20 protein-coding genes are annotated in these 24,527 nt (G+C 59.5%); 18 read left to right on the forward strand and 2 right to left on the reverse strand.

Annotated elements, in window-relative coordinates; all coding sequences use genetic code 11:
* Window positions 1-15: 15 nt before the first annotated feature.
* Window positions 16-2,718, reverse strand: coding sequence for a [protein-PII] uridylyltransferase (locus PKE98_RS04990; RefSeq protein ID WP_271194173.1), 2,703 nt, complete (start codon window positions 2,716-2,718; stop codon window positions 16-18).
* A 51-nt stretch (window positions 2,719-2,769) separates the two neighbouring features.
* On the reverse strand, window positions 2,770-3,552 hold the full coding sequence (gene map, locus PKE98_RS04995; RefSeq protein WP_271194174.1) for a type I methionyl aminopeptidase: 783 nt from the start codon (window positions 3,550-3,552) through the stop codon (window positions 2,770-2,772).
* Between the two features lie 360 nt (window positions 3,553-3,912).
* Here map and rpsB point away from each other — a divergent pair, with 360 nt between their 5' ends.
* The 18 genes from rpsB to tilS all read left to right on the forward strand — a co-directional run bounded on the left by rpsB (window position 3,913) and on the right by tilS (window position 24,366).
* Window positions 3,913-4,656 carry a 30S ribosomal protein S2 gene (gene rpsB, locus PKE98_RS05000; RefSeq protein WP_108095945.1) on the forward strand — a complete coding sequence of 248 codons (744 nt, stop codon included), beginning with the start codon at window positions 3,913-3,915 and terminating at the stop codon, window positions 4,654-4,656.
* Between the two features lie 117 nt (window positions 4,657-4,773).
* A complete protein-coding gene (gene tsf, locus PKE98_RS05005) occupies window positions 4,774-5,643 on the forward strand; it encodes a translation elongation factor Ts (protein ID WP_271194175.1) in 870 nt (289 codons plus the stop codon).
* 196 nt (window positions 5,644-5,839) lie between these two features.
* Window positions 5,840-6,583 carry a UMP kinase gene (gene pyrH / locus PKE98_RS05010; protein WP_271194176.1) on the forward strand — a complete coding sequence of 248 codons (744 nt, stop codon included), beginning with the start codon at window positions 5,840-5,842 and terminating at the stop codon, window positions 6,581-6,583.
* Entirely contained in the window at window positions 6,580-7,137 is a 558-nt protein-coding gene (gene frr / locus PKE98_RS05015; protein ID WP_108095942.1) for a ribosome recycling factor, read from the forward strand. Before pyrH ends, frr begins: the two co-directional genes overlap by 4 nt.
* Window positions 7,138-7,151: 14 nt before the next feature.
* Window positions 7,152-7,913 carry a polyprenyl diphosphate synthase gene (gene uppS / locus PKE98_RS05020; RefSeq protein WP_271194177.1) on the forward strand — a complete coding sequence of 254 codons (762 nt, stop codon included), beginning with the start codon at window positions 7,152-7,154 and terminating at the stop codon, window positions 7,911-7,913.
* Window positions 7,907-8,722 (forward strand): phosphatidate cytidylyltransferase, encoded by an 816-nt coding sequence (locus PKE98_RS05025; RefSeq protein ID WP_271194178.1) that lies wholly within the window; start codon window positions 7,907-7,909, stop codon window positions 8,720-8,722. Before uppS ends, PKE98_RS05025 begins: the two co-directional genes overlap by 7 nt.
* The gene (ispC, locus tag PKE98_RS05030) at window positions 8,719-9,909 is read left to right on the forward strand and encodes a 1-deoxy-D-xylulose-5-phosphate reductoisomerase (RefSeq protein ID WP_271194179.1); all 1,191 of its coding nucleotides are present in this window, start codon (window positions 8,719-8,721) and stop codon (window positions 9,907-9,909) included. Before PKE98_RS05025 ends, ispC begins: the two co-directional genes overlap by 4 nt.
* Window positions 9,910-9,923: 14 nt before the next feature.
* The gene (gene rseP / locus PKE98_RS05035) at window positions 9,924-11,282 is read left to right on the forward strand and encodes a sigma E protease regulator RseP (RefSeq protein WP_271194180.1); all 1,359 of its coding nucleotides are present in this window, start codon (window positions 9,924-9,926) and stop codon (window positions 11,280-11,282) included.
* Between the two features lie 89 nt (window positions 11,283-11,371).
* Complete coding sequence (gene bamA, locus PKE98_RS05040; RefSeq protein WP_271194181.1) at window positions 11,372-13,753, forward strand: outer membrane protein assembly factor BamA; 2,382 nt, start codon at window positions 11,372-11,374, stop codon at window positions 13,751-13,753.
* Between the two features lie 44 nt (window positions 13,754-13,797).
* A complete protein-coding gene (locus tag PKE98_RS05045) occupies window positions 13,798-14,301 on the forward strand; it encodes an OmpH/Skp family outer membrane protein (RefSeq protein ID WP_271194182.1) in 504 nt (167 codons plus the stop codon).
* 2 nt (window positions 14,302-14,303) lie between these two features.
* Window positions 14,304-15,362 (forward strand): UDP-3-O-(3-hydroxymyristoyl)glucosamine N-acyltransferase, encoded by a 1,059-nt coding sequence (lpxD, locus tag PKE98_RS05050; RefSeq protein ID WP_373877809.1) that lies wholly within the window; start codon window positions 14,304-14,306, stop codon window positions 15,360-15,362.
* 48 nt (window positions 15,363-15,410) lie between these two features.
* Window positions 15,411-15,854 (forward strand): 3-hydroxyacyl-ACP dehydratase FabZ, encoded by a 444-nt coding sequence (fabZ, locus tag PKE98_RS05055; RefSeq protein WP_108095934.1) that lies wholly within the window; start codon window positions 15,411-15,413, stop codon window positions 15,852-15,854.
* Entirely contained in the window at window positions 15,851-16,627 is a 777-nt protein-coding gene (gene lpxA, locus PKE98_RS05060; protein ID WP_271194183.1) for an acyl-ACP--UDP-N-acetylglucosamine O-acyltransferase, read from the forward strand. The genes fabZ and lpxA overlap by 4 nt, the downstream gene beginning before the upstream one ends.
* 2 nt (window positions 16,628-16,629) lie before the next feature.
* Window positions 16,630-17,763 carry a lipid-A-disaccharide synthase gene (gene lpxB, locus PKE98_RS05065; RefSeq protein WP_271194184.1) on the forward strand — a complete coding sequence of 378 codons (1,134 nt, stop codon included), beginning with the start codon at window positions 16,630-16,632 and terminating at the stop codon, window positions 17,761-17,763.
* Window positions 17,763-18,377 carry a ribonuclease HII gene (gene rnhB / locus PKE98_RS05070; protein WP_271194185.1) on the forward strand — a complete coding sequence of 205 codons (615 nt, stop codon included), beginning with the start codon at window positions 17,763-17,765 and terminating at the stop codon, window positions 18,375-18,377. Before lpxB ends, rnhB begins: the two co-directional genes overlap by 1 nt.
* Window positions 18,378-18,452: 75 nt before the next feature.
* Window positions 18,453-21,974: a DNA polymerase III subunit alpha gene (gene dnaE, locus PKE98_RS05075; RefSeq protein ID WP_271194186.1), complete on the forward strand. Its 3,522-nt coding sequence runs from the start codon at window positions 18,453-18,455 to the stop codon at window positions 21,972-21,974.
* Window positions 21,975-22,101: 127 nt separating this feature from the next.
* Complete coding sequence (locus tag PKE98_RS05080) at window positions 22,102-23,052, forward strand: acetyl-CoA carboxylase carboxyltransferase subunit alpha (RefSeq protein ID WP_271194422.1); 951 nt, start codon at window positions 22,102-22,104, stop codon at window positions 23,050-23,052.
* Entirely contained in the window at window positions 23,053-24,366 is a 1,314-nt protein-coding gene (gene tilS, locus PKE98_RS05085; protein ID WP_271194187.1) for a tRNA lysidine(34) synthetase TilS, read from the forward strand. It begins immediately after the preceding gene.
* Window positions 24,367-24,527 lie beyond the last annotated feature (161 nt).

Below are 24,527 nucleotides of genomic sequence, written 5' to 3' on the forward strand. Positions count from 1 at the left end.
TGCGGGCGTCGTTATTCAAATACTGATTCGGGAGAGCTCGACGCGGTTGCCGTCGGCGTCGGACAGTTGTTCGATGATCGCGTCCTGCAAACGGGCACACAGATCGGGGTCGGACAACGGCTGGTTGTTGGCGTCGGTGACGAAGAACACGTCTTCCACGCGCTCGCCCAGGGTGGCGATCTTGGCGTTCTGCAGCGACAGGTCAAAGTCCAGGAAAATCCTGCCGATCCGTGCCAGAAGGCCCGGACGGTCCGGCGAGGTAAGTTCCAGCACGGTGACCGGGCGACCGGCGTCGTTGGAAATCACCACCTGTGGGGCGAAGGCAAAGTGCTTGAGCTGGCGCGGAACGCGGCGCTGGATGATGGTCGGGTAATCGTCCGGGTGGCTTAGCGCGTTGACCAGGCCCTCGCGAATTTCCTTGATGCGCGCCGGGTTGTCGCCGATCGAGCCGCCGTCCGTGTCGAGCACGATATAGCTGTCGAGCGTGAACTGGCTGCTGGAGGTGATGACGCGGGCATCGTGAATGTTCAGGTTCAGCTGGTCCATGGCCGCCACGGTCACGGCGAAGAAGTCGTGTTGGTCGGGAGCGTAAATAAAAATCTGGGTGCCGCCTTCGAACTCGCGCTGGGTGGTTTCCTTTATCAATACCAGCGGGTCGTGCGCGGAGGTGTGCTGCAAGATCGCATCGGTGTGCCAGGCCACATCGCCGGCGGTATGACGCAGAAAATAGTCATCGCCCAGTTGCGACCACAGCTGTTCGGCGTCGTCAGGGTCGGTGCCGCTGCGCACCAGAATATCCAGCGCGGCATTCTGGGTTTGGCGAATCTGTTCTTCGCGGTCTACCGGGTGCTCCAGGCCACGGCGCAGGGTGCGCTTGGTCTCGCTGTACAGCTGGCGCAGCAGGCTGGCACGCCAGGAGTTCCAGAGTGTGGGGTTGGTCGCGTTGATGTCGGCCACAGTCAGCACGTACAGGTAGTCGAGGTGCACTTGATCGCCCACCAGTTGGGCGAAGTCGTGGATCACCTGCGGGTCGGACAAATCCTTGCGCTGCGCGGTAGTGGACATCACCAGGTGGTTTTGCACCAGCCATACGATCAGTCGCGAGTCCCACGCCGGCAGTTGGTGGCGCTCACAGAAGGCCTGCGCATCGACCGCGCCCAGCTCCGAGTGGTCACCGCCACGGCCTTTACCAATGTCGTGGTACAGACCGGCCATATAGATGAGTTCCGGCTTCGGCAGGGTGCCCATCAGCTTGCTCGCCAGCGGAAATTTCTCGGAAATCGGCGTGTACTGCAGTTTGCGCAGGTGCTTGATCAGGTTCAGCGTGTGCGCATCGACGGTGTAGATGTGGAACAGGTCGTGCTGCATCTGCCCAACGATATCGCCGAACTCGGGCAGATAACGGCCGAGGATGCCGTAACGGTTCATCCGCCGCAGATTGCGGTGAATGCCAATCTCGCACTTAAACAGCTCGATAAACAGGCTGGTGTTGCGGATGTCCTGGCGGAAGTCGTCGTCGATCAGGTGTCGATGTTCGCGCAACAGGCGCACGGTGTCGGCGCGCACCCCTTTGATCTCGGGGTTTTGCGCCATCAGCACGAACACTTCGAGCATGGCGAACGGTGTGCGTTTGAACACGCTGGCGGCGGTGACTTCGATATAGCCGTCGCGCAGTTGGAAGCGGCTGTTGAGCGGCTGCACCTGCCCACTGTCTTCGTGGCGCAAAATCACTTCTTCGAAATGCTGCACCACCAACTCGCTGAGCTCGGAGATGCTCATTACTACGCGGTAGTAGTTCTGCATAAAGTGTTCGATGGCCAGCTTGCCGTTGCTGTCTTCAAAGCCCAGCAGCTTGGCGATAGCGCGCTGGTGATCGAACAGCAGCCGGTCTTCAGCGCGGCCGGCGAGCATATGCAGGGCGTAGCGCACCTTCCAGAGAAATTCCTGGGAGGAGGCCAGCAGCGAATATTCGCTTTCCAGCAAAAAGCCCTGGCCGACCATGGCGTGCAGGTTCAGGGTGCCGAAATGCCGGCGTGCGACCCAGAGAATGGTCTGAATATCGCGCAGGCCACCGGGCGAGCCTTTGACGTTCGGCTCTAAGTTGTACTCGGTGTCGTTGTACTTGGCGTGGCGTGCGGTCTGTTCATCGCGCTTGGCGAGGAAAAAATCCTTGCTCGGCCACATCCGGCTGGTGCTGGTGACCTCGATCATGCGCTGGCGCAGACGCTCGGGGCCGGCAATGGTGCGGCTTTCCATCAGGTTGGTGACCACCGTCAGGTCGGCTTGGGCTTCGGAGGCGCATTCGTCTACCGAGCGCACGCTCTGGCCCACTTCCAGGCCGATGTCCCACAAAAGGGTCAGGAAACGTTCGATGGAATCGCGGAAGATTTCGTGGTCGGCGCTGTCGAGCAACAGCAGCAGGTCGATGTCCGAGTAAGGGTGCAGCTCGCCACGGCCGTAGCCGCCGACCGCCAGCAGGGCGATATCGGCGTCTTCGCTCCAGTCGAACTGGGCCCAGGCTTCGCGCAGGATCTGGTCGATGCACCAGGCACGGTCTTCCACCAGACGCCGGACATCGCGGCCTTCCTTGAAGCGCTCGTCGAGCACCTCATGGGCGCGACGGATGGCTTTCTTGAATGCCGCAATGGGGCTGGCTTTAAGCGCCAGTTCCGCCTGGAACTGGCCGCGGTCGAACAACTCGGGATCCACCTGCGGCATTCAGTTGCGTTCCTTTCTATTTATATAAGGGCAGTCAGGTTGCGTGATCGATCAGGCCGAGGTGCGTGCGATGGTGTCATCGGTGCGCAGGGTGAAGATCTCGTAGCCGGTGGCGGTCACCAGAATGGTGTGTTCCCACTGGGCCGAGAGCTTGCGGTCCTTGGTGATGGCGGTCCAGCCGTCGCCCAGTAGACGGGTTTCGGCGCGACCCTGGTTGATCATCGGCTCGATGGTGAAGGTCATGCCTTCTTTCAATTCCATCCCGGTGCCTGCGCGGCCGTAGTGCAGCACTTGCGGCTCTTCGTGGAACACCTTGCCGATGCCGTGGCCGCAGTATTCGCGAACCACCGAAAAACCGTTCTTCTCGGCGTGCTTCTGGATCACTTCGCCGATATCACCCAGACGAGCGCCCGGTTTTACCAGCTCGATGCCTTTATACATGCATTCCTGGGTGATCCTGGACAGGCGCACGGCCCATTCCGGCACGTTGCCGACATGGAACATCTTGCTGGTGTCGCCGTGGTAGCCGTCTTTGATCACAGTGATGTCGATGTTCAGCACATCGCCATCCTTGAGGGGCTTCTCGTTAGGAATACCGTGGCACACCACGTGGTTGATCGAGGTGCAGATGGATTTCGGGTAACCCTTGTAGTTCAGCGGTGCAGGAATAGCCTGCTGAACGTTGACGATATAGTCGTGGCAGATGCGGTCCAGTTCTTCGGTGGTCACGCCCGGCTTGACGTATTCGCCAATCATTTCCAGCACTTCACTGGCCAGACGGCCGGCGATGCGCATTTTTTCGATTTCTTCGGGCGTCTTGATAGTGACGGTCATACAAGCTCTCTCAGCGCCCGTTGGCGCTCGGCAAAAATACGGAAAGCGCGATTCTAGCATTCCAAGCAGCCTAACTATCCAGCTGTGGGCGGTTCCCTACAGGCTCGGGATACTTTCCTTATAGTAGTGGGACGATTTGTGTCCGGCCTGTTGCCAGCCGGACCGTAGTTTCGGGTTCCGTTTCTCCGCTTGCTGTGGTATAAAATGCGCCGCTTTCCGGGCATCAGCTCGAAAGCCTAAACCCCACACACGTATCGACACGATGGCCTGGGTGCCTTTCAGTTAATTGCTCGCAGTTAATTGCTGAAGGTTGGTCATTGGGATACGTGGAGGCCTAACCCGACTTATCAAGGAACTATCATGTCCCAAGTCAATATGCGCGATATGCTGAAGGCCGGTGTGCACTTCGGCCACCAGACCCGTTACTGGAACCCGAAAATGGGCAAGTACATTTTCGGCGCGCGCAACAAGATCCACATCATCAACCTGGAAAAAACCCTGCCGATGTTCAACGACGCTCTGTCGTTCGTTGAAAAACTGGCTTCGGGCAAAAACAAGATTCTGTTCGTCGGCACCAAGCGTTCCGCTGGCAAGATCGTTGCTGAAGAAGCAGCACGTTGCGGTTCGCCGTTCGTGGATCACCGCTGGTTGGGCGGCATGCTGACCAACTACAAAACCATCCGTCAGTCGATCAAGCGTCTACGTGAGTTGGAAGTTCAGTCGCAAGACGGCACTTTCACCAAGCTGACCAAAAAAGAAGCTTTGATGCGTACTCGTGATCTGGAAAAACTGGATCGCAGCCTGGGTGGTATCAAGGACATGGGCGGCCTGCCTGATGCCCTGTTCGTAATCGACGTTGATCACGAGCGCATCGCTATCACCGAAGCTAACAAGCTCGGCATCCCGGTTATCGGCGTAGTCGATACCAACAGCAGCCCGGAAGGTGTTGATTTCATCATCCCAGGCAACGATGACGCCATTCGCGCCATTCAGCTGTACATGGGTGCAATGGCTGACGCAGTAGTGCGTGGCCGCAGCAACGCCAACGGCGGCACCGACGAATTCGTCGAGGCTCCTGTTGCTGCTGAACAAGCTGAAGGCTGAGTAGACCGCTTCTAGCGTCTCTCGGTTAGCAAAAAGGGGGCTAGGCCCCCTTTTTGCCACCTTAGAATTGATCATCATCCGGCCCGCCGGGTGGGACTTATCCAAGAGGATTTCGAAATGGCAGAGATTACTGCAGCGCTGGTCAAAGAACTGCGTGAACGTACTGGCGAAGGCATGATGGATTGCAAAAAGGCCTTGACCAAGGCTGGCGGCGACATCGAGAAAGCCATCGACGATATGCGTGCTTCGGGTGCCATCAAGGCCGCCAAGAAAGCCGGTAACGTGGCTGCCGAAGGCGCCATCGCGGTCAAGGTTGCTGCTGACAACAAGCGCGCCGTGATCATGGAAGTGAACTCGCAGACCGACTTCCTGGCTCTGCAAGATGACTTCAAGAAATTCGTCGCCGACAGCATCGACCAGGCTCTGGCCGAAAACCTGACCTCCGTTGAGCCGCTGATCGCGTCCCGCGAAGCAGCCCGCGTTGAGCTGGTTGCCAAAGTAGGTGAGAACGTCAACATTCGCCGTCTCACCGCTGTTGAAGGCGACGTGCTGGGTGCCTACGTTCACGGCAACAAAATCGGCGTTATCGTTTCGCTCAAAGGCGGTACTCCAGAACTGGCTCGCGACATCGCTATGCACGTTGCTGCCAGCAACCCTGAGTTCCTGCTGCCGTCGGAAGTTTCCGCCGAAGCCATCGAGCGTGAGAAAGGCGTTTTCCTGAGCCTCAACGAAGACAAGATCAAAGGCAAACCAGCCGAGATCGTCGAGAAGATGGTTGCAGGTCGTATCTCCAAGTTCCTGGCCGAAGCCAGCCTGGTAGAGCAGTCTTTCGTTAAAGATCCGGAAGTCACCGTTGGTGCTCTGGCCAAGAAAGCCGGCGCTGAAATCGTTTCCTTCGTACGTTACGGCGTAGGCGAAGGCATCGAGAAAGTTGAATCCAACTTCGCAGACGAAGTAGCGGCTCAACTGGCTGCCAGCAAGCAGTAAGACAGGTTTTACCTGTCGCCCCGAAGAGGCTGCCCGCTCACGCGCGCAGCCTCTTTGTCGAAATGGGGCCGACAATTGCATGTGTAAGAGGTATTGGTGCACTGTGCTGCACCAAATGCCGTGAGCGCTGTCCAAGCGCTCGATCAATGCAGGCATATCGCCTGTTCAGAATTCAAACGCCGCAGGAGAGATACGCATGGCTCAGCAGGTGAGTGGTCGCCAACCTCGCTACAAACGCATTCTGCTCAAACTAAGCGGCGAAGCCTTGATGGGGTCGGAAGACTTCGGTATCGACCCCAAAGTGCTCGACCGCATGGCCCTGGAAATCGGCCAACTGGTCGGAATAGGGGTACAGGTTGGTCTGGTGATTGGTGGCGGTAACCTGTTCCGCGGCGCCGCATTGAGCGCTGCCGGCATGGATCGCGTCACCGGCGACCACATGGGTATGCTGGCCACGGTGATGAACGCCCTGGCCATGCGCGACGCGCTTGAGCGCTCAAATATCCCCGCTATCGTGATGTCGGCGATTTCCATGGTTGGCGTTACCGACCATTACGATCGTCGCAAAGGCATTCGTCATCTGAACTCCGGGGACGTGGTGATTTTCGCCGCCGGTACCGGTAACCCGTTCTTCACCACCGACTCCGCAGCCTGCCTGCGTGCCATCGAAATCGATGCCGATGTGGTGCTGAAGGCGACCAAAGTGGACGGCGTGTACACCGCCGACCCGTTCAAAGACCCGAATGCTGAAAAGTTCGACCGTTTGACCTATGACGAAGTCTTGGACCGTAAGCTAGGCGTGATGGACCTGACGGCCATCTGTCTGTGTCGCGACCACAAGATGCCGCTGCGGGTCTTCAATATGAACAAGCCCGGCGCACTGCTGAACGTAGTAGTGGGTGGCGCGGAAGGAACCCTGATCGAGGAAGGCGAGCAATGATCAACGAAATCAAGAAAGATGCCCAAGAGCGCATGCAAAAAAGCCTGGAATCGCTTGTCCACGCTTTTAGCCGCATCCGCACCGGCCAGGCGCACCCAAGCGTGCTCGGCGGCGTGATGGTGCCTTACTACGGCGCCGATACCCCACTGAACCAGGTTGCCAACGTAACCGTTAAAGACTCCCGTACCCTGCAGATTGTCGCGTTCGAGCGCAATATGCTCAGTGCTGTCGACAAAGCCATTCAGAGTTCGGGTCTGGGTCTGAACCCGACCAACTTGGGCGAGCTGCTGCTGGTCACCATGCCTGCCCTGACCGAGGAAACCCGCAAGGGCTTCACCAAGCAGGCACGCGATGCGGCAGAAGATGGTCGTGTAGCGGTGCGCAATATTCGCCGTGACGCGCTGAGCCAGCTGAAAGACCTGGTGAAAGAGAAAGAAATCAGCGAAGACGAAGAGCGCCGTGCGGCCGACGATATCCAGAAACTGACGGACAAGTTCGTCGGCGAGATTGAAGTGGCTGTGAAGCAGAAAGAAGCGGATCTGATGGCCGTTTAACGGCCGGTTTCGTCATGGAAAAGACCGTCAAGACCGGTTCGCCGGGCGTGCCACGACATGTGGCAATCATCATGGATGGTAACAACCGCTGGGCCAAGAAACGCTTGCTGCCTGGCGTTGCCGGGCACAAGGCCGGCGTCGATGCGGTGCGCGCGGTAATTGAGGTGTGTGCCGAGGAAGGCGTCGAGGTGCTGACCCTGTTCGCCTTCTCCAGTGAAAACTGGGATCGGCCGGCTGAGGAAGTCGGCGCCCTGATGGAGCTGTTTCTCTCTGCCTTGCGGCGCGAGGCGAAGCGGCTCAACGCCAATGGCATCAGCCTGCGTATCATCGGCGACCGTTCGCGCTTTCACCCGGAGCTGCAAAGCGCCATGCGTGAAGCCGAAGCGCTGACGGCCGGCAATGACCGTTTTGTCCTGCAAGTGGCGGCCAACTATGGCGGTCAGTGGGATATCGCTCAGGCTGCTCAGCAGTTGGCGCACCAGGTGCAGGCAGGCCATTTACGGCCCGAAGACATCACCCCGCGTTTGCTTCAGGGCCTTCTGGCAACCGGCGATCAGCCGTTGCCAGACCTGTGCATTCGCACCGGTGGTGAGCATCGCATCAGCAATTTCCTGCTCTGGCAGCTGGCGTATTCCGAGCTGTACTTTTCCGACCTGTTCTGGCCGGACTTCAAACACGACGCCATGCGCAATGCGCTGGCCGATTACGCTACCCGCCAGCGCCGCTTTGGTAAAACCAGCGAGCAAGTGGCAGCTGAGGCACGCGCACAATGTTGAAGCAACGCATCATCACCGCCCTGATTCTGGCGCCCATCGCTCTAGGCGGTTTTTTTCTGCTTAGTGGCTCGGCCTTCGCATTGTTTATCGGTGCGGTGGTGACTTTGGGTGCATGGGAGTGGGCACGCTTGGCCGGGTTTGAAGCGCAGCCAGTGCGCGTGGCCTACGCCTCTGCTGTGGCTGTTCTGCTATTCGTGCTTTATCAGGTTCCTGCCCTGGCGCCAGTTGTGCTGCTGGTCGGCGTGGGCTGGTGGTTGACGGCGACCTTTCTGGTGGTCAATTTTCCCGAGAGCAGCCGATATTGGGCGGGTACGCCCATCAAGCTGGTGATCGGTTTGCTGATTCTGTTGCCTGCCTGGCAAGGTCTGGTGCTGATCAAGCAGTGGCCGCTGGCGAACTGGCTGATTTTCGCGGTGATGATTCTGGTATGGGGTGCTGATATCGGTGCCTATTTCTCCGGTCGTGCCTTTGGCAAGCGCAAGCTGGCGCCCAAGGTCAGTCCAGGTAAGAGCTGGGAAGGTGTCTTTGGCGGCTTGCTCACGTGTTTGCTGATCGCTGTCGGTGTAGGCGTGTACCGTGGTTGGAGTGGTGGCGAGTTTTTGCTCGGCCTGCTCGGTGTGACCTTGGTCGTGATGGTGTCGGTGGTCGGTGATCTCACCGAAAGTATGTTCAAGCGCCAGGCCGGCCTGAAAGACAGCAGCAACCTGCTGCCGGGCCACGGCGGCGTGCTGGATCGCATCGACAGCCTGACCGCAGCCATTCCTCTGTTTACCGTGTTGCTCTGGGGTGCGGGCTGGGGTTCGCTGTGAGCTCGGCGCAACAGATCACCGTTCTCGGGGCGACTGGTTCCATTGGCCTTAGTACGCTGGATGTCATCGCTCGCCACCCGCAGCGTTATCAGGTTTTTGCCCTTAGCGGTTTCTCGCGACTCGCCGAACTTGAGGCGTTGTGCCTGCAGCATCGTCCGCGCTATGCGGTAGTGGCTGACGCAGCGGCGGCTGCCAAGTTGCGCGGTGCCTTGCAGGGTGCCGGTTTGGCAACAGAGGTGCTGGAAGGGGAGGGCGGCCTCTGCGAAGTGGCGGCTCATCCTGACGTGGATGCCGTGATGGCTGCCATTGTTGGCGCCGCCGGGTTGAAGCCAACACTGGCCGCCGTCGAGGCTGGCAAGAAAGTATTGCTGGCCAATAAAGAAGCGCTGGTGATGTCCGGCGCGTTGTTTATGCAGGCGGTGCGCAAAAGCGGCTCCGTATTGCTGCCGATCGACAGTGAACACAACGCCATTTTCCAATGCCTGCCGACTGACTACGCGCGCGGCCTTAACAATGTGGGGGTGCGGCGAATTCTGCTGACCGCCTCGGGTGGCCCATTCCGGCAAACGCCGCTGGGCGATCTGCAACATGTGACGCCCGAACAGGCCTGCGCCCATCCCAATTGGTCAATGGGGCGCAAGATTTCGGTCGACTCGGCCAGCATGATGAACAAGGGGCTGGAGCTTATCGAGGCCTGCTGGCTGTTCGATTCGCCGCCTTCCAAAGTCGAGGTGGTGATCCATCCGCAGAGTGTTATCCACTCGCTGGTCGACTACGTCGATGGTTCGGTGCTGGCGCAGTTGGGCAATCCTGATATGCGTACGCCCATCAGTCATGCGCTGGCTTGGCCAGAGCGGATTGACTCGGGTGTGCTGCCCCTGGATCTGTTTGCCATAGCCCGTCTCGACTTTCTGCCGCCCGACGAACAGCGCTTTCCTTGCCTGCGTCTGGCCCGTCAGGCAGCCGAGGCAAGCGGCACGGCGCCGGCCATGCTTAACGCCGCCAATGAAGTGGCGGTGGCGGCGTTTCTCGAACGGCGCATTCGTTTCCCCGAGATCGCGAGTATGATTGACGCGGTCTTGAACGCTCAGCCGGCCCAGCCGGTAGACAGTCTTGAGACCGTGCTGGCCGCCGATGGCAGTGCGCGAGCGCAGGCTGAACACTGGCTGAGTCACCACGGGCGCTAGCTCGGAGGATGTAAATGAACATGCTGTATATGGTCTGCGGTCTGCTGGTCGCCTTGGGCGTGCTGGTTACCTTCCACGAGTTCGGCCATTTCTGGGTCGCCCGCCGCTGTGGCGTGAAGGTGCTGCGCTTCTCCGTCGGCTTTGGCACCCCGCTGGTTCGCTGGCATGACCGACACGGCACTGAGTTTGTTGTAGCCGCGATCCCGCTGGGCGGCTACGTGAAAATGCTGGATGAGCGCGAAACCGACGCGCACATCGCCACCGAAGATCTTCCTTTCGCGTTTAACCGCAAGCCGGTGCTGCAGCGCATCGCTATTGTTTCTGCCGGACCTATCGCCAACTTCCTATTGGCGATTTTCTTTTTCTGGGTGCTGGCCATGATGGGCAGTCAGCAGGTGCGCCCGGTCATTGGTGCGGTCGAGCCGCAGAGCCTGGCGGCGCAGGCGGGTTTGGCAGCGGGGCAGGAAATTGTCGCGGTCGATGGTGAGCGCACCACCGGCTGGAGCAACATCGGCCTGCAACTGGTGCGTCGTCTCGGCGAGAGCGGGCAGATTGCCGTGCAGGTGATCGAGCCGGGCTCCACCTCTGAAACCACCCATACCGTTCAACTGCAGGATTGGCTCAAGGGCGCTGATGAGCCAGACCCGATTTCATCGCTGGGTATTCGCCCGTGGCGCCCGGCTATCGAGCCCATCATCGCCACGCTGGATCCGGATGGCCCAGGTCAGGCGGCCGGGCTCAAGGTCGGTGATCGCCTGCTGACGCTCGATGGCGTTGCGCTCGATGAGTGGCAACAACTGATCGATGGTGTGCGTCCTCGTGCCGGACAACGCGTGATGCTTGTGGTCCAGCGCGATGGGCACCCGGTGGAGCTGCCGATTACCTTGGCTGCCAAGGGCAACGACAAGGCTCAGGCGGGCTACCTGGGTGCCGGTCCGCAAGTGGGTGAGTGGCCGGCCGACATGCTTCGTGAAGTGAGTTTTGGGCCGCTGGAATCGGTGTCCGAGGCGCTTAAACGCACCTGGACGATGAGCCTGTTGACCCTTGATTCGCTGAAGAAAATGCTCTTTGGCGAGCTCTCGGTAAAAAACTTGAGCGGGCCGATAACCATTGCTAAAGTGGCGGGCGCTTCAGCCCAGTCCGGGGTAGGGGATTTTTTAAATTTCCTGGCCTATCTGAGCATCAGTTTGGGGGTTCTCAATCTTTTGCCGATTCCCGTGCTTGATGGGGGGCACCTGCTTTTTTATCTGATCGAATGGGTGCGTGGTCGCCCGGTGTCGGAGCGAGTGCAGGGGTGGGGGATGCAAATCGGCATCAGTCTGGTGGTTGGGGTGATGTTGCTGGCCTTGGTCAATGACCTGAGCCGGTTCTGAGTTTCACCGTTATAGCGTTCACCGAATTACAAAAAGTGCCGCCCTTTGCGGCAGATTTTTTATCGTCAGTTGGAATAAGAAAGGACTTCATGAAACGTCTGCTGCTGCTACCTGTGGTGCTCTTCGCACTGATGATCGCCGAAGTTCACGCCGAGTCCTTCACCATCTCCGATATCCGCGTCAACGGCCTGCAGCGGGTTTCCGCCGGCAGCGTGTTCGGCGCCTTGCCCCTGAACGTGGGTGAAACGGCCGATGATCGCCAGTTGGTCGAAGCCACTCGCTCTCTGTTCAAAACCGGTTTCTTCCAGGACATTCAACTGGGTCGTGACGGCAACGTGCTGGTCATTACTGTAGTAGAACGTCCGTCGATCTCCAGCATCGAGATCGAAGGTAACAAGGCCATCACCAGTGAAGACCTGCTCAAGGGGTTGAACCAGTCCGGTCTGTCGGAAGGTGAAATCTTCCAACGCGCCACCCTCGAAGGTGTGCGTAACGAACTGCAGCGTCAGTACGTGGCTCAGGGTCGTTACTCGGCCGAGATCGAAGCAGAAGTTATTCCCCAGCCGCGTAACCGCGTCGCGCTGAAGATCAACATCAATGAAGGCACTGTTGCCGCCATCCAGCACATCAACGTCGTGGGTAACACGGTGTTCCCGGATGAAGACCTGGTTGATCTGTTTGAACTGAAGACCACTAACTGGTTGTCCTTCTTCAAGAACGATGACAAGTACGCACGCGAGAAACTTTCCGGTGACCTTGAGCGTCTGCGCTCCTACTACCTGGATCGCGGCTACATCAACATGGATATCTCCTCCACCCAGGTATCCATCACCCCGGACAAGAAACACGTCTACATCACCGTCAACGTGGATGAAGGTCAGAAGTACACCGTTCGTGAAGTAAAACTGAGCGGCGACCTCAAGGTGCCCGAAGACGAAGTCAAAGCCTTGCTGCTGGTGAAAAAAGGCCAGGTATTCTCGCGCAAGCTGATGACCACCACGTCCGAGCTCATCACCCGTCGTCTGGGTAACGAGGGTTACACCTTCGCCAACGTCAACGGCGTGCCGGAAGCGCACGACGAAGACCACACCGTGTCGATCACGTTCGGCGTCAACCCGGGCAAACGTGCCTACGTAAACCGCATCAACTTCCGTGGCAACACCAAGTCCGAAGACGAAGTGCTGCGCCGTGAAATGCGTCAGATGGAAGGTGGCTGGGCTTCGACTTACTTGATTGACCAGTCCAAAACCCGTCTGGAGCGTCTGGGCTTCTTCAAAGAAGTAAACGTTGAAACCCCGCAAGTGCCGGGTACCGACGACCAGGTAGACGTGAACTACAGCGTGGAAGAGCAGGCTTCGGGTTCGATCACTGCCAGCGTCGGTTTCGCTCAGAACGCCGGTTTGATCCTCGGTGGTTCGATTAGCCAGAACAACTTCCTCGGTACCGGTAACAAGGTCAGCATCGGCTTGACCCGCAGTGAGTACCAGACCCGCTACAACTTCGGCTTCGTTGACCCCTACTGGACCGTCGACGGCGTGAGCCTGGGTTACAACGCCTTCTACCGCACCACCGACTATGACGAATTGGACACCGACGTTTCCAGCTATGCGGTGGACAGCTTTGGTGGTGGTGTCACCGTTGGCTATCCCATCAGCGAAACTGCGCGTCTGACCTTCGGTCTGACCGTGCAGGAAGACGAAATCAAGACCGGTGACTACACCGTTGACGAAATCATCAACTTCCTCGACCAGGAAGGGGATAACTTCCTCAACTTCAAAGGCTCCGTCGGCTGGTCCGAGTCCACCCTGAACCGTGGTGTACTTGCCAACCGTGGTCACTCGCAAAGCCTGGTGCTGGAGACCACGTTGCCCGGTAGCGATCTGTCCTTCTACAAGTTGGACTACCGCGCCCAGATCTTCGCGCCGCTGACCACCAACACCACCATGCGTTTCCATACCGAACTGGGTTATGGCGACGGTTACGGTGGCACCTCTGGCCTGCCGTTCTATGAGAACTACTACGCCGGTGGTTTCAACTCGGTGCGCGGCTTCGAAGACAGCAGCCTGGGTCCGCGCAGTACCCCGAGTTATGTACCTGGTGGTGGCCGCGACAAATACGGTCGCTACACTGACCCGGACCAAGATCCGCTGCCGTTCGGCGGTAATGTGTTGATCCAGGGTGGTGCGGAATACCTCTTCCCGCTGCCTTTCGTGAAAGACCAGCGTTCCCTGCGTACCTCGTTGTTCTGGGATGTGGGTAATGTGTTTGATACCAACTGCAGTTCCACGCAGAAAAAACGTGGTGATAGCGGTTGTGACCTCGACCTGAACAGTCTGGCCAGCTCCGTAGGTGTTGGTGTGACCTGGATTACTGCACTGGGCCCGCTCAGCTTCAGCTTGGCCATGCCGATCAAGAAGCCGGACGACGCCGACACCCAGGTATTCCAGTTCTCTCTCGGTCAGACGTTCTAATTACCTGATCATTTATAACGACAACGGTTTTGCAGGAGTTCATCGTGCGCAAGTTGATCCAATTGGTACTGTTAAGCGCTGCCGTTCTGGCAGGCCCGGCCTTCGCCGACATGAAAATTGCCGTGCTGAACTATCAGCAGGCACTGCTCGAGTCGGACGCTGCGAAGAAATACGCAGTGGATGCCGAGAAGAAATTCGGTCCGCAACTGACCAAGCTCAAGTCTCTGGAAACCAGCGCCAAAGGCATTCAGGACCGCCTGGTAAAAGAAGGCGAGAAAATGCAGCAAGGCGAGCGTGAGCGTCTGGAGCTTGAATTCAAGCAAAAGGCCCGCGACTTCCAGTTTCAGTCCAAGGAACTGAACGAAGCCAAAGCCGCTGCCGACCGTGAAATGCTGAAGAAGCTTAAGCCGACTCTGGATAAAGCCGTTGAAGACGTGATCAAGAACGGCGCCTTCGACCTGGTGCTGGAGCGCGGTGCGGTGATTGATGTCAAACCTCAGTACGACATCACCCGCCAAGTCATCGAGCGCATGAACCAGTCGCGTTAATCATGACTGCGATAGTGTTCTCCCTCGGCCAGTTGGCCGAGCGTCTAGGCGCCACCCTGCGTGGCGCCGCGGACACCAGCATTACCGGCCTGGCCACCTTGCATGAGGCTGGCCCGGCTCATCTGAGCTTCCTCGCCAACCCCCAATACCGCAAATTTCTCGCCGATTGCAAAGCCGGTGCGGTCCTGCTGACTGCGGCCGATGCCGAGGGCTATGCCGGCGCGGCATTGATTGTGGCCAACCCCTATCTGGCCTATGCCGAACTTTCCCATCTGTTCGACCGCAAACCGCGCGCGGCTGCCGGCGTTCACGCCACGGCCATCGTGGCGGCAGATGCTGTGGTTGATGCCTCTGCCAGTGTCGGTGCCTACGCGGTGATCGAGAGCGGTGCGCAGATCGGTGCTGGCGTGACCATTGGCGCGCAGTGCTTTGTTGGCGCGCGTACTGTTGTGGGTGAGGGCGGCTGGTTGGCGCCACGCGTGACGCTGTACCACGACGTGCACATTGGTAAACGCGTGGTGATTCAGTCGGGCGCGGTCATCGGCGGTGAAGGCTTCGGCTTTGCCAACGAAAAAGGTGTGTGGCAGAAAATTGCCCAGATCGGCGGCGTCACCCTGGGTGATGACGTGGAAGTGGGCTCCAACACCACCATCGACCGTGGCGCACTGGCGGATACCATCATTGGCAACGGCGTGAAGCTGGATAACCAGATCATGATCGCGCATAACGTTCAGGTTGGTGATCACACCGCCATGGCCGCCTGCGTCGGTATCTCCGGCAGCACCAAGATCGGTAAGCACTGTATGCTTGCCGGCGGCGTTGGGCTGGTGGGGCATATCGAGATCTGCGATGGCGTATTCGTCACTGGCATGACCATGGTGACCCGCTCTATTACCGAGCCTGGCTCGTATTCTTCCGGCACCGCCATGCAGCCGGCAGCGGAGTGGCGCAAAAGCGCGGCCCGTTTCCGCACCCTGGATGACATGGCGCGTCGCCTGCAGCAGCTAGAAAAGCGTCTGGCCGCCGTGACCCCGGCCGACGATGCTTCATCTGATGCGTGACTGACGGCATTCGTCAGTCCCCTTCCTCTATTACAGGCTTTTCCGAACATGATGGACATTAACCAGATCCGCGAGTACTTGCCGCACCGCTACCCGTTCCTGCTGGTAGACCGTGTGGTCGACTTGGATGTGGCAGACACCAAGACCATTCGCGCCTACAAGAATGTCAGCATCAACGAGCCTTTCTTCAACGGCCACTTCCCTGAGCACCCAATCATGCCGGGCGTGCTGATCATCGAAGCCATGGCCCAGGCGGCCGGCATCCTTGGTTTCAAGATGCTTGACGTGAAGCCGGCTGATGGCACTCTTTACTACTTTGTCGGCTCCGATAAGCTGCGTTTTCGTCAACCCGTTACCCCGGGCGACCAGTTGATCCTCGAAGCCACGTTCATCAGCTCCAAACGCAGCATCTGGAAGTTCGCCTGCCGCGCCAGCGTTGATGGCAAAGAAGTGTGCTCGGCAGAAATCATCTGTGCGGAAAGGAAACTATGAGTTTGATTGACCCTCGAGCGATCATCGATCCGACTGCCAAGCTGGCCGACGGCGTAGAAGTCGGTCCTTGGTCGATCGTCGGTCCCGGTGTGGAAATCGGCGAGGGTACGGTTATTGGGCCCCACGTGATTCTCAAAGGGCCCACGCGCATTGGTAAGCACAACCGCATCTACCAGTTTTCGTCGGTAGGCGAAGACACGCCCGATCTCAAGTACAAAGGCGAAGACACCCGCCTGGTGATCGGCGATCACAACGTGATTCGCGAAGGCGTGACCATCCACCGCGGCACCATTCAGGACCGCGCGGAAACCACCATCGGCAACCACAACCTGATCATGGCCTATGCCCATGTCGGGCACGACAGCGTCATCGCCAACCACTGCATTCTGGTCAACAACACTGCGTTGGCTGGCCATGTACACGTGGATGACTGGGCGATCCTGTCCGGTTTCACCTTGGTGCATCAGTTCTGCCATATCGGTGCCCACAGCTTCTCCGGTATGGGTACCGCCATCGGCAAAGACGTACCCGCTTACGTGACGGTGTTTGGCAACCCGGCCGAAGCCCGCAGCATGAACTTCGAAGGCATGCGCCGTCGGGGTTTCAGCGAAGACGCCATCCAGGCCCTGCGTCGTGCCTATAAAGTGGTCTATCGCCAGGGGCTGACGGTTGACAAGGCGCTCGCCGAGTTGGCTGACTCCGCTGCGCAATATCCGGAAGTCGCGGTGTTTATCGACTCCATCAAAGCATCGTCTCGCGGCATCACTCGCTGATCATGGGCGCTCCATTACGTATCGCCATCGTCGCCGGTGAGGCGTCGGGCGACATCCTTGGCGCGGGCCTGATGCACGCCCTCAAGGCGCAGCATCCTGAGGTTGAGTTCATCGGCGTAGGCGGCCCGCGTATGCAGGCCGAGGGCATGAATTCCTATTTCCCGATGGAGCGGCTGTCGGTAATGGGCCTGGTTGAAGTGCTAGGCCGGTTGCCGGAGCTGCTGTCGCGGCGCAAGCGCCTGATCCAGACGCTGATCGCGGCCAAGCCTGATGTGTTTATTGGCATCGACGCCCCAGACTTCAACCTCGACCTCGAACTCAAGCTGCGGCGTGCCGGCATCAAGACCGTGCACTACGTCAGCCCTTCGGTCTGGGCCTGGCGCCAGAAGCGTGTGCTGAAAATTCGCGAAGCCTGCGACCTGATGCTCACCCTGTTTCCCTTCGAGGCGAAGTTTTACGACGAGCACCAGGTGCCTGTGCGTTTCGTCGGCCATACCCTGGCGGACGCCATTCCCCTTGAAGCTGACCGCGCCGCTGCACGCGCCGAACTGAATTTGCCGGCCGACGGCCCGGTGGTCGCCTTGATGCCCGGCAGTCGTGGCGGTGAAGTCTCGCGGCTCGGCGGGTTGTTTCTTGACGCCGCCGTGCGCCTGCGCGCGCTGCGCCCTGGCGTACGTTTCGTGTTGCCCTGCGCGAGCCCCGAGCGGCGCGTCCAGCTTGAAGCGCAATTGGCCGGCCACGATATTCCCGTTACCTTGCTCGACGGCCAATCGCACACCGCGCTGGCCGCCTGCGATGCGGTATTGATCGCCTCCGGCACTGCCACCCTGGAGGCGTTGTTGTACAAGCGGCCGATGGTGGTGGCCTACCGCGTGGCGCCGATGACCTATCGCATTCTCAAGCGCATGCTGAAAAGCCCGTATGTGTCTCTCCCCAACCTGCTCGCCGGCCGCCTCCTGGTGCCCGAGCTGTTGCAGGATGCTGCCACGCCGGATGCACTGGCCCACACGCTGGCGCCACTGCTGAACGGCGGCGAAGCACAAACCGAAGGCTTCGACCAGATTCACCGCACCTTGCGCCGCGACGCCTCCACCGAGGCGGCCAAGGCTGTTCTCGAGCTGGCAGGAGCGCGCTGATGCAACTGGGTCTGGATTTCACTCTGGTTGAAGAATTGGTCGCCGGCGTCGACGAAGTGGGCCGTGGTCCGCTGTGTGGCGCGGTGGTGACGGCGGCGGTGATCCTCGATCCGGCGCGGCCGATCCTTGGGCTTAACGACTCAAAGAAGCTCACCGAAGCCAAGCGCGAAAAGCTCTTCGATGAAATCAAGGAAAAAGCCCTGGCCTGGTGCATCGCCCGTGCCGAGGTCGAGGAAATCGATCAGCTGAATATTCTCCACGCCACCATGCTGGCCATGCAGCGTGCCGTTGAAGGCTTGAGCGTGACCCCGCGACTGGCGCTGATCGACGGCAATCGCTGCCCCAAGCTCAAGGTGCCCAGCGCTTCGGTGGTGCAGGGCGATAGCAAGGTGCCGGCCATTGCCGCGGCCTCGATTCTGGCCAAGGTCAGCCGTGACCGAGAAATGCAGGAAATGGAAGCGCTATACCCAGGTTATGGCATCGGCGGGCACAAGGGCTATCCGACCGCGATGCATCTGGACGCACTGCAGCGCCTGGGGCCCACGCCCATCCACCGGCGCTCTTTCGCGCCGGTACGCCGCGCGTTGGAAAGTGTCGATCTGACCGACGTGTAACAACCGCAAGCTGATGTTTGCGCCAAGGCCCGGTACAATCCGGGCCTTGTCGTTTTTGCGCTTTATAGGATCAGCATGCCGGCCACCTTTGTTCATCTGCGTTTGCATACCGAGTTTTCCCTGGTTGACGGTCTGGTGCGGGTCAAACCCCTGGTCAAAGCCGCCGCCGCCTCTGGTATGCCAGCCGTGGCCGTCACCGACCAGCGCAATCTGTGCTCGCTGGTGAAGTTCTACAAAGCCGCCATGGGCGCCGGGATCAAACCGATCTGTGGCGCGGACCTGATGCTGGCCAGCAAAGACGAAGACGGCCCGTTGAGCCGCATCACTTTGCTGGTGATGAATGCCAAGGGCTATCGCAACCTCACCGAGTTGATCTCGCGCGGCTTTACCGAAGGCCAGCGCAATGGCGAAGTGATCATTGAGCGCGAGTGGGTCAAGGAAGCCTCCGAAGGCCTGATCGCCTTGTCCGGTGCCAAAGAGGGCGAGATCGGCCTGGCGCTGCTGGCCGGCAATACCCAGGAAGCCGAAGCGTCGCTGCGTGAATGGCAGGCCGTGTTCCCCGACCGCTTCTACCTGGAGCTGCAACGTACCAGCCGCGTCAATGACGAAGAATATCTGCACTTGGCCGTTGAACTGGCGGGCCGCTGCGATGCCCTGCTGGTGGCCACCAACGACGTGCGCTTTATCAAGCAGAGCGACTTCGAAGCCCACGAAACCCGTGTGTGCATCGGTGAAGGCCGTGCCCTGGACGATCCGCGCCGCGCCCGTACTTACAGCGATCAGCAGTACCTGAAATCGCCGGAAGAAATGTGGGAGTTGTTCAGCGATATTCCAGAGGCGCTGGAAAACACCGTCGAAATCGCCAAGCGTTGCAATATCGAGATTCTGCTGGGCAAGAGCTTCCTGCCCAACTTCCCGGTGCCGGACGGCATGACCATGGACGAGTTCTTTCGCAAGATCTCGTTCGAGGGCCTGGAAGAGCGCCTGGCGGTGCTGTGGCCGAAAGAGACCACGCCCAACTATGAAGAGAAGCGCCAGGTCTACGTCGACCGCCTCAATTTCGAGCTGGATATCATCATCCAGATGGGGTTCCCCGGTTACTTCCTGATCGTGATGGACTTTATCCAGTGGGCCAAGCGCAACGGTATTCCGGTCGGCCCGGGCCGGGGGTCAGGTGCCGGTTCCCTGGTGGCTTACGTACAGAAGATTACCGACCTCGACCCGCTGCAGTACGACCTGCTGTTCGAACGGTTCCTGAACCCGGAGCGGGTATCGATGCCTGACTTCGATATCGACTTCTGCATGGACGGCCGTGACCGCGTGATCGAATACGTGGCCCAGGCATACGGGCGCAACGCGGTTAGCCAGATCATCACCTTCGGTACCATGGCGGCCAAAGCGGTGGTGCGTGACGTGGCGCGGGTGCAGGGCAAGTCTTACGGTCTGGCAGATCGTCTGTCGAAGATGATTCCGTTCGAGGTCGGCATGACCTTGGAAAAAGCCTACGAGCAGGAAGAGATTCTGCGCGACTTTCTCAAGGTCGACGAGGAAGCCGCCGAAATCTGGGAGATGGCCAAGAAGCTGGAAGGCGTTACCCGTAACGTCGGCAAGCACGCCGGTGGTGTGGTAATCGCGCCGACCAAGCTCACTGACTTCGCCGCCATTTATTGCGACGACGAGGGCGGCGGCCTGGTAACCCAGTTCGATAAAGACGACGTGGAAGCCGCCGGCCTGGTGAAGTTCGACTTCCTCGGCCTGCGTACCCTGACGATCATTGACTGGGCACTGAAGACCATCAACCGCGACAAAGCCAAGGTTGGCGAAGCGCCGCTGAACATCGACTTCATTCCGCTGGACGACAAGCCCACCTACGCGTTGCTGCAGAAAGCCGAAACCACCGCGGTGTTCCAGCTTGAATCGCGCGGCATGAAAGAGCTGATTAAAAAGCTCAAGCCCGACTGCCTGGAAGACCTGATCGCCCTCGTGGCCCTGTTCCGTCCGGGCCCTCTGCAATCGGGCATGGTGGATGACTTTATCAACCGCAAACACGGTCGTGCCGAGCTGGCTTACCCGCACCCGGACTACCAGTACGACGGCCTCAAGCCGGTGTTGCTGCCCACCTACGGCATCATCCTGTACCAGGAACAGGTGATGCAGATCGCCCAGGTCATGGCCGGTTACACCCTCGGTGAGGCGGACATGCTGCGTCGCGCCATGGGTAAGAAAAAACCCGAGGAAATGGCCAAGCAACGGGGCGGCTTTATTGAGGGTTGCGCCAAGAACAATATCGACGCAGACCTGGCCGGTAACATTTTCGACTTGGTGGAAAAGTTCGCCGGTTACGGCTTCAACAAATCCCACTCCGCCGCTTATGGCCTGGTGTCGTACCAGACCGCGTGGCTTAAAGCCCACTATCCATCGCCCTTTATGGCGGCGGTGTTGTCGGCGGATATGCACAACACCGACAAGGTCGTGACCCTGATCGAAGAGTGCCGCAGCATGAAGCTGCGCCTCGACGCGCCGGATGTGAACACCTCTGAATTCAAGTTCACCGTGAACGATGACGGCCGCATTGTGTACGGCCTCGGCGCGATCAAGGGCGTGGGCGAAGGGCCGGTGGAGGCGATTGTAGAGTCGCGACAGGCCGGGCCGTTCAAGGACCTGTTCGACTTCTGCGCACGTGTCGACCTCAAGCGCATCAACAAACGCACCACCGACGCGCTGATCCGCAGTGGCGCGCTGGACCGTCTGGGTCCGTACTTCTTTGATGAAATCAAAGCCTATCAAGCCAACATCGACCGCAACCGCGCGGTGCTGCTGGCCTCGATGGAAGAAGCGATTCAAGCCGCCGAGCAAACCGCTCGCAGCCATGACAGCGGCCACGCCGACCTGTTTGGCGGGGTATTTGGCGACGCCGATCTGGACGTCTACGCCAAGCACAAAAAGGCCAAAGAGCTTTCTCTTAAAGAACGTCTGCGCGGCGAGAAAGAAACGCTGGGCCTGTACCTGACCGGGCACCCGATTGACGAGTACGAAGGCGAGATTCGCCGCTTTGCCCGTCAGCGCATCATCGACCTGAAACCTGCGCGTGACACCCAGACCATTGCCGGTCTGATCGTCAACCTGCGGGTGATGAAGAACAAAAAGGGCGACAAGATGGGCTTTATCACCCTCGACGACCGCTCGGGGCGTATTGAAGCCTCCTTGTTTGCCGACGCGTTCAACTCGGCGCAGGCGCTGCTGCAAACCGACGCCCTGGTAGTGGTTGAAGGCGAGGTAAGCAACGACGATTTCTCCGGCGGCCTGCGCCTGCGTGCCAAGCGCGTAATGAGCCTGGAGGATGCCCGTACGGGCCTGGCCGAAAGCCTGCGTGTGAGGGTCAAAAGCGATGCTTTGAAGGGCGATCGCCTGCGTTGGCTGGCCGAGTTGTGCAAGAAACACCGAGGCGGTTGCCCGATCACCCTCGACTACACCGGCAGCGAAGCGAAGGCCTTGTTGCAGTTTGGTGAGGGCTGGCGAATCGACCCGGCGGATGGATTGATTCAAACATTGCGTGACCAGTTCGGGCGCGACAACGTCTTTTTGCACTATCGCTAACAAGCGAGTGGCGCTCGCTGTGCATGGGCGCCCATTTTTACCCTCGACCTGAATGCGCCTGTTCCCGTAAGGTAAGGCGCTCAACGGACTCAGCCGCCGGCTCCGGCCAGGCGCAAGACGGATGACTATGAACCCGAATTTTCTCGATTTCGAACAGCCGATTGCCGATCTGCAAGCCAAGATCGAAGAGTTGCGCCTGGTCGGTAACGACAATTCGCTGAACATCAGCGATGAAATTGCCCGTCTGCAAGACAAGAGCAACACGCTCACTGCCAGCATCTTCGGCAGCCTGACCAGTTGGCAGATCGCCAAGCTCGCGCGTCACCCGCGCCGGCCTTACACACTCGATTACATCGAACATATCTTCACCGAGTTCGACGAACTACACGGCGACCGTCACTTCTCCGACGACCCGGCCATCGTGGGCGGTGTTGCCCGTCTGAACGATCAGCCCGTGATGGTCATCGGCCACCAAAAAGGCCGCGAAGTGCGCGAGAAGGTTCGCCGCAACTTCGGCATGCCGCGCCCTGAGGGCTACCGCAAAGCCTGCCGCCTGATGGAAATGGCCGAACGCTTCAAGATGCCGATCCTGACCTTTATCGACACACCGGGCGCCTACCCGGGCATTGACGCCGAAGAGCGCGGGCAGAGCGAAGCAATTGCCTGGAACCTGCGCGTCATGGCGCGGCTTAAAACCCCGATCATCGCCACCGTTATCGGTGAAGGCGGTTCCGGCGGTGCACTGGCCATTGGCGTATGCGACCAACTGAATATGCTGCAGTACTCCACCTATGCGGTGATCTCGCCGGAAGGCTGTGCCTCCATTCTGTGGAAAACCGCCGAGAAGGCGCCCGAAGCTGCCGAAGCCATGGGCATCACCGCTGAGCGTCTGAAAGGCCTGGGCATTGTCGACAAGGTGATTGACGAGCCACTGGGCGGCGCGCATTCGGCACCGGCGGTAGCCGCTGAGTCGATTCGTGCGGCATTGGGCGAACAACTGGCCACCTTGCAGAAGCTCGATATCGACGCGTTGCTGACACGTCGCTACGACCGTCTGATGAGCTACGGCATTGCCTAAATGAGTCTGCACGCCAGGTTGCTAGCTGGCCTGGCACCCTGGCGTGCTGCGCCGGCCTGGCATATCGCCTTGTCCGGTGGCCTGGACTCCACTGTGTTGCTGCACCTCTTGGCTTCCCTCGGGCATACCGAGCACTTGCCACCTCTTCACGCTATTCATATCCATCACGGCTTACAGGCTGCGGCTGACGGTTGGCCGGCGCATTGCCAACGATTATGTGACGGGTTGGGTGTGCCGTTGCAGATCATCAGTGTGCAGGTCGCGCCGGTTGCCAGCGTGGAACGGGCGGCGCGTGAGGCGCGTTATCAGGCGTTTACTCAGGTGGTGGGGGAGGGCGAGGTGCTGCTCACTGCCCAGCACCGCGACGATCAAGCCGAGACCTTGTTGTTCCGTTTGCTTCGGGGTGCGGGTGTGCGTGGGCTTGCCGGTATTCCCGCTAGCCGGCCGTTGGGGAGGGGCATGGTGATCAGGCCGCTGCTGGAATGTTCGCGCGAGCAACTGCTGGCCTATGCCGTGGAGCACGGGCTGAGCTGGGTGGAAGACCCTACCAACGCCGATCCGAGCTACGCACGCAATCATCTGCGCCATCAAGTGTTCCCGCAGTTTGCCGCGCATTGGCCACAGGCCGCGCAGACGTTGGCGCGCAGTGCGGCCCATCTGCGTGAGGCGCAGGGTTTGCTCGATGATCTGGCAGCGCTGGATCTGGCGCCCGCGCAAAGCCAATCGCCCTTCAGTTGGCTCAGGCTGCCGTCACTGGCGTTGCAGCCGCTGCTCGATCTCTCGCCAGAACGCCAACGCAATGCCCTGCGCCATTGGCTAGCGCCGCTGACCCTGCTGCCGGACAGCGAACACTGGGCCGGCTGGACTGACCTGCGCGATGCCGCCAGCGATGCCAAACCCATCTGGCGCCTGGCGCAGGGTGAGTTGCATCGCGAAGGTGGACGGCTGTGGTGGTTGAGCGGTGATTGGCTGAGGGCACCAAGACAGCCGCCCAGTTGGCTGGAGACGACTGAGGCGTTGCACCTGGCTGCCAACGGCCAGCTGCGCTTTCAGGGCGAAGCACCGCAAGGCCCCTTGCAGGTTCGTTACCGCCAAGGTGGCGAGGTCCTCAATATTCCCGGCCGTGGCCATCGCGACCTCAAACGGCTACTGAACGAACACGCAATTCCTGCATTTGTTCGCGCTCGATTGCCATTGTTGTTCCGTGATGATGAGTTGTTGGCGGTGGCCAATCTGCCTGCAATCCGCGGCCCTGCTGAGGTGCACTGGCAATTGCAGTGGCAGGCGCCGACGAATGACCAACGTTTGAGCTGAAAGGGTAGTTCCGGTAGACTACGCTCCCGTCTCATACAGCTAATGCGGAGTCTTCTGGATTCTCTGCACGGCTATCAATTTTTACGGCATCGTCTTTGGCTTTGTCGGTAATGGGTGGGCAGCAGCCCTCCTTCAGCTTTCCCCGGCGGCGCAAACCGCCT

The organism is Pseudomonas turukhanskensis (genome assembly GCF_027922365.1).
GTDB classification, from domain to species: Bacteria; Pseudomonadota; Gammaproteobacteria; order Pseudomonadales; family Pseudomonadaceae; genus Aquipseudomonas; species Aquipseudomonas turukhanskensis.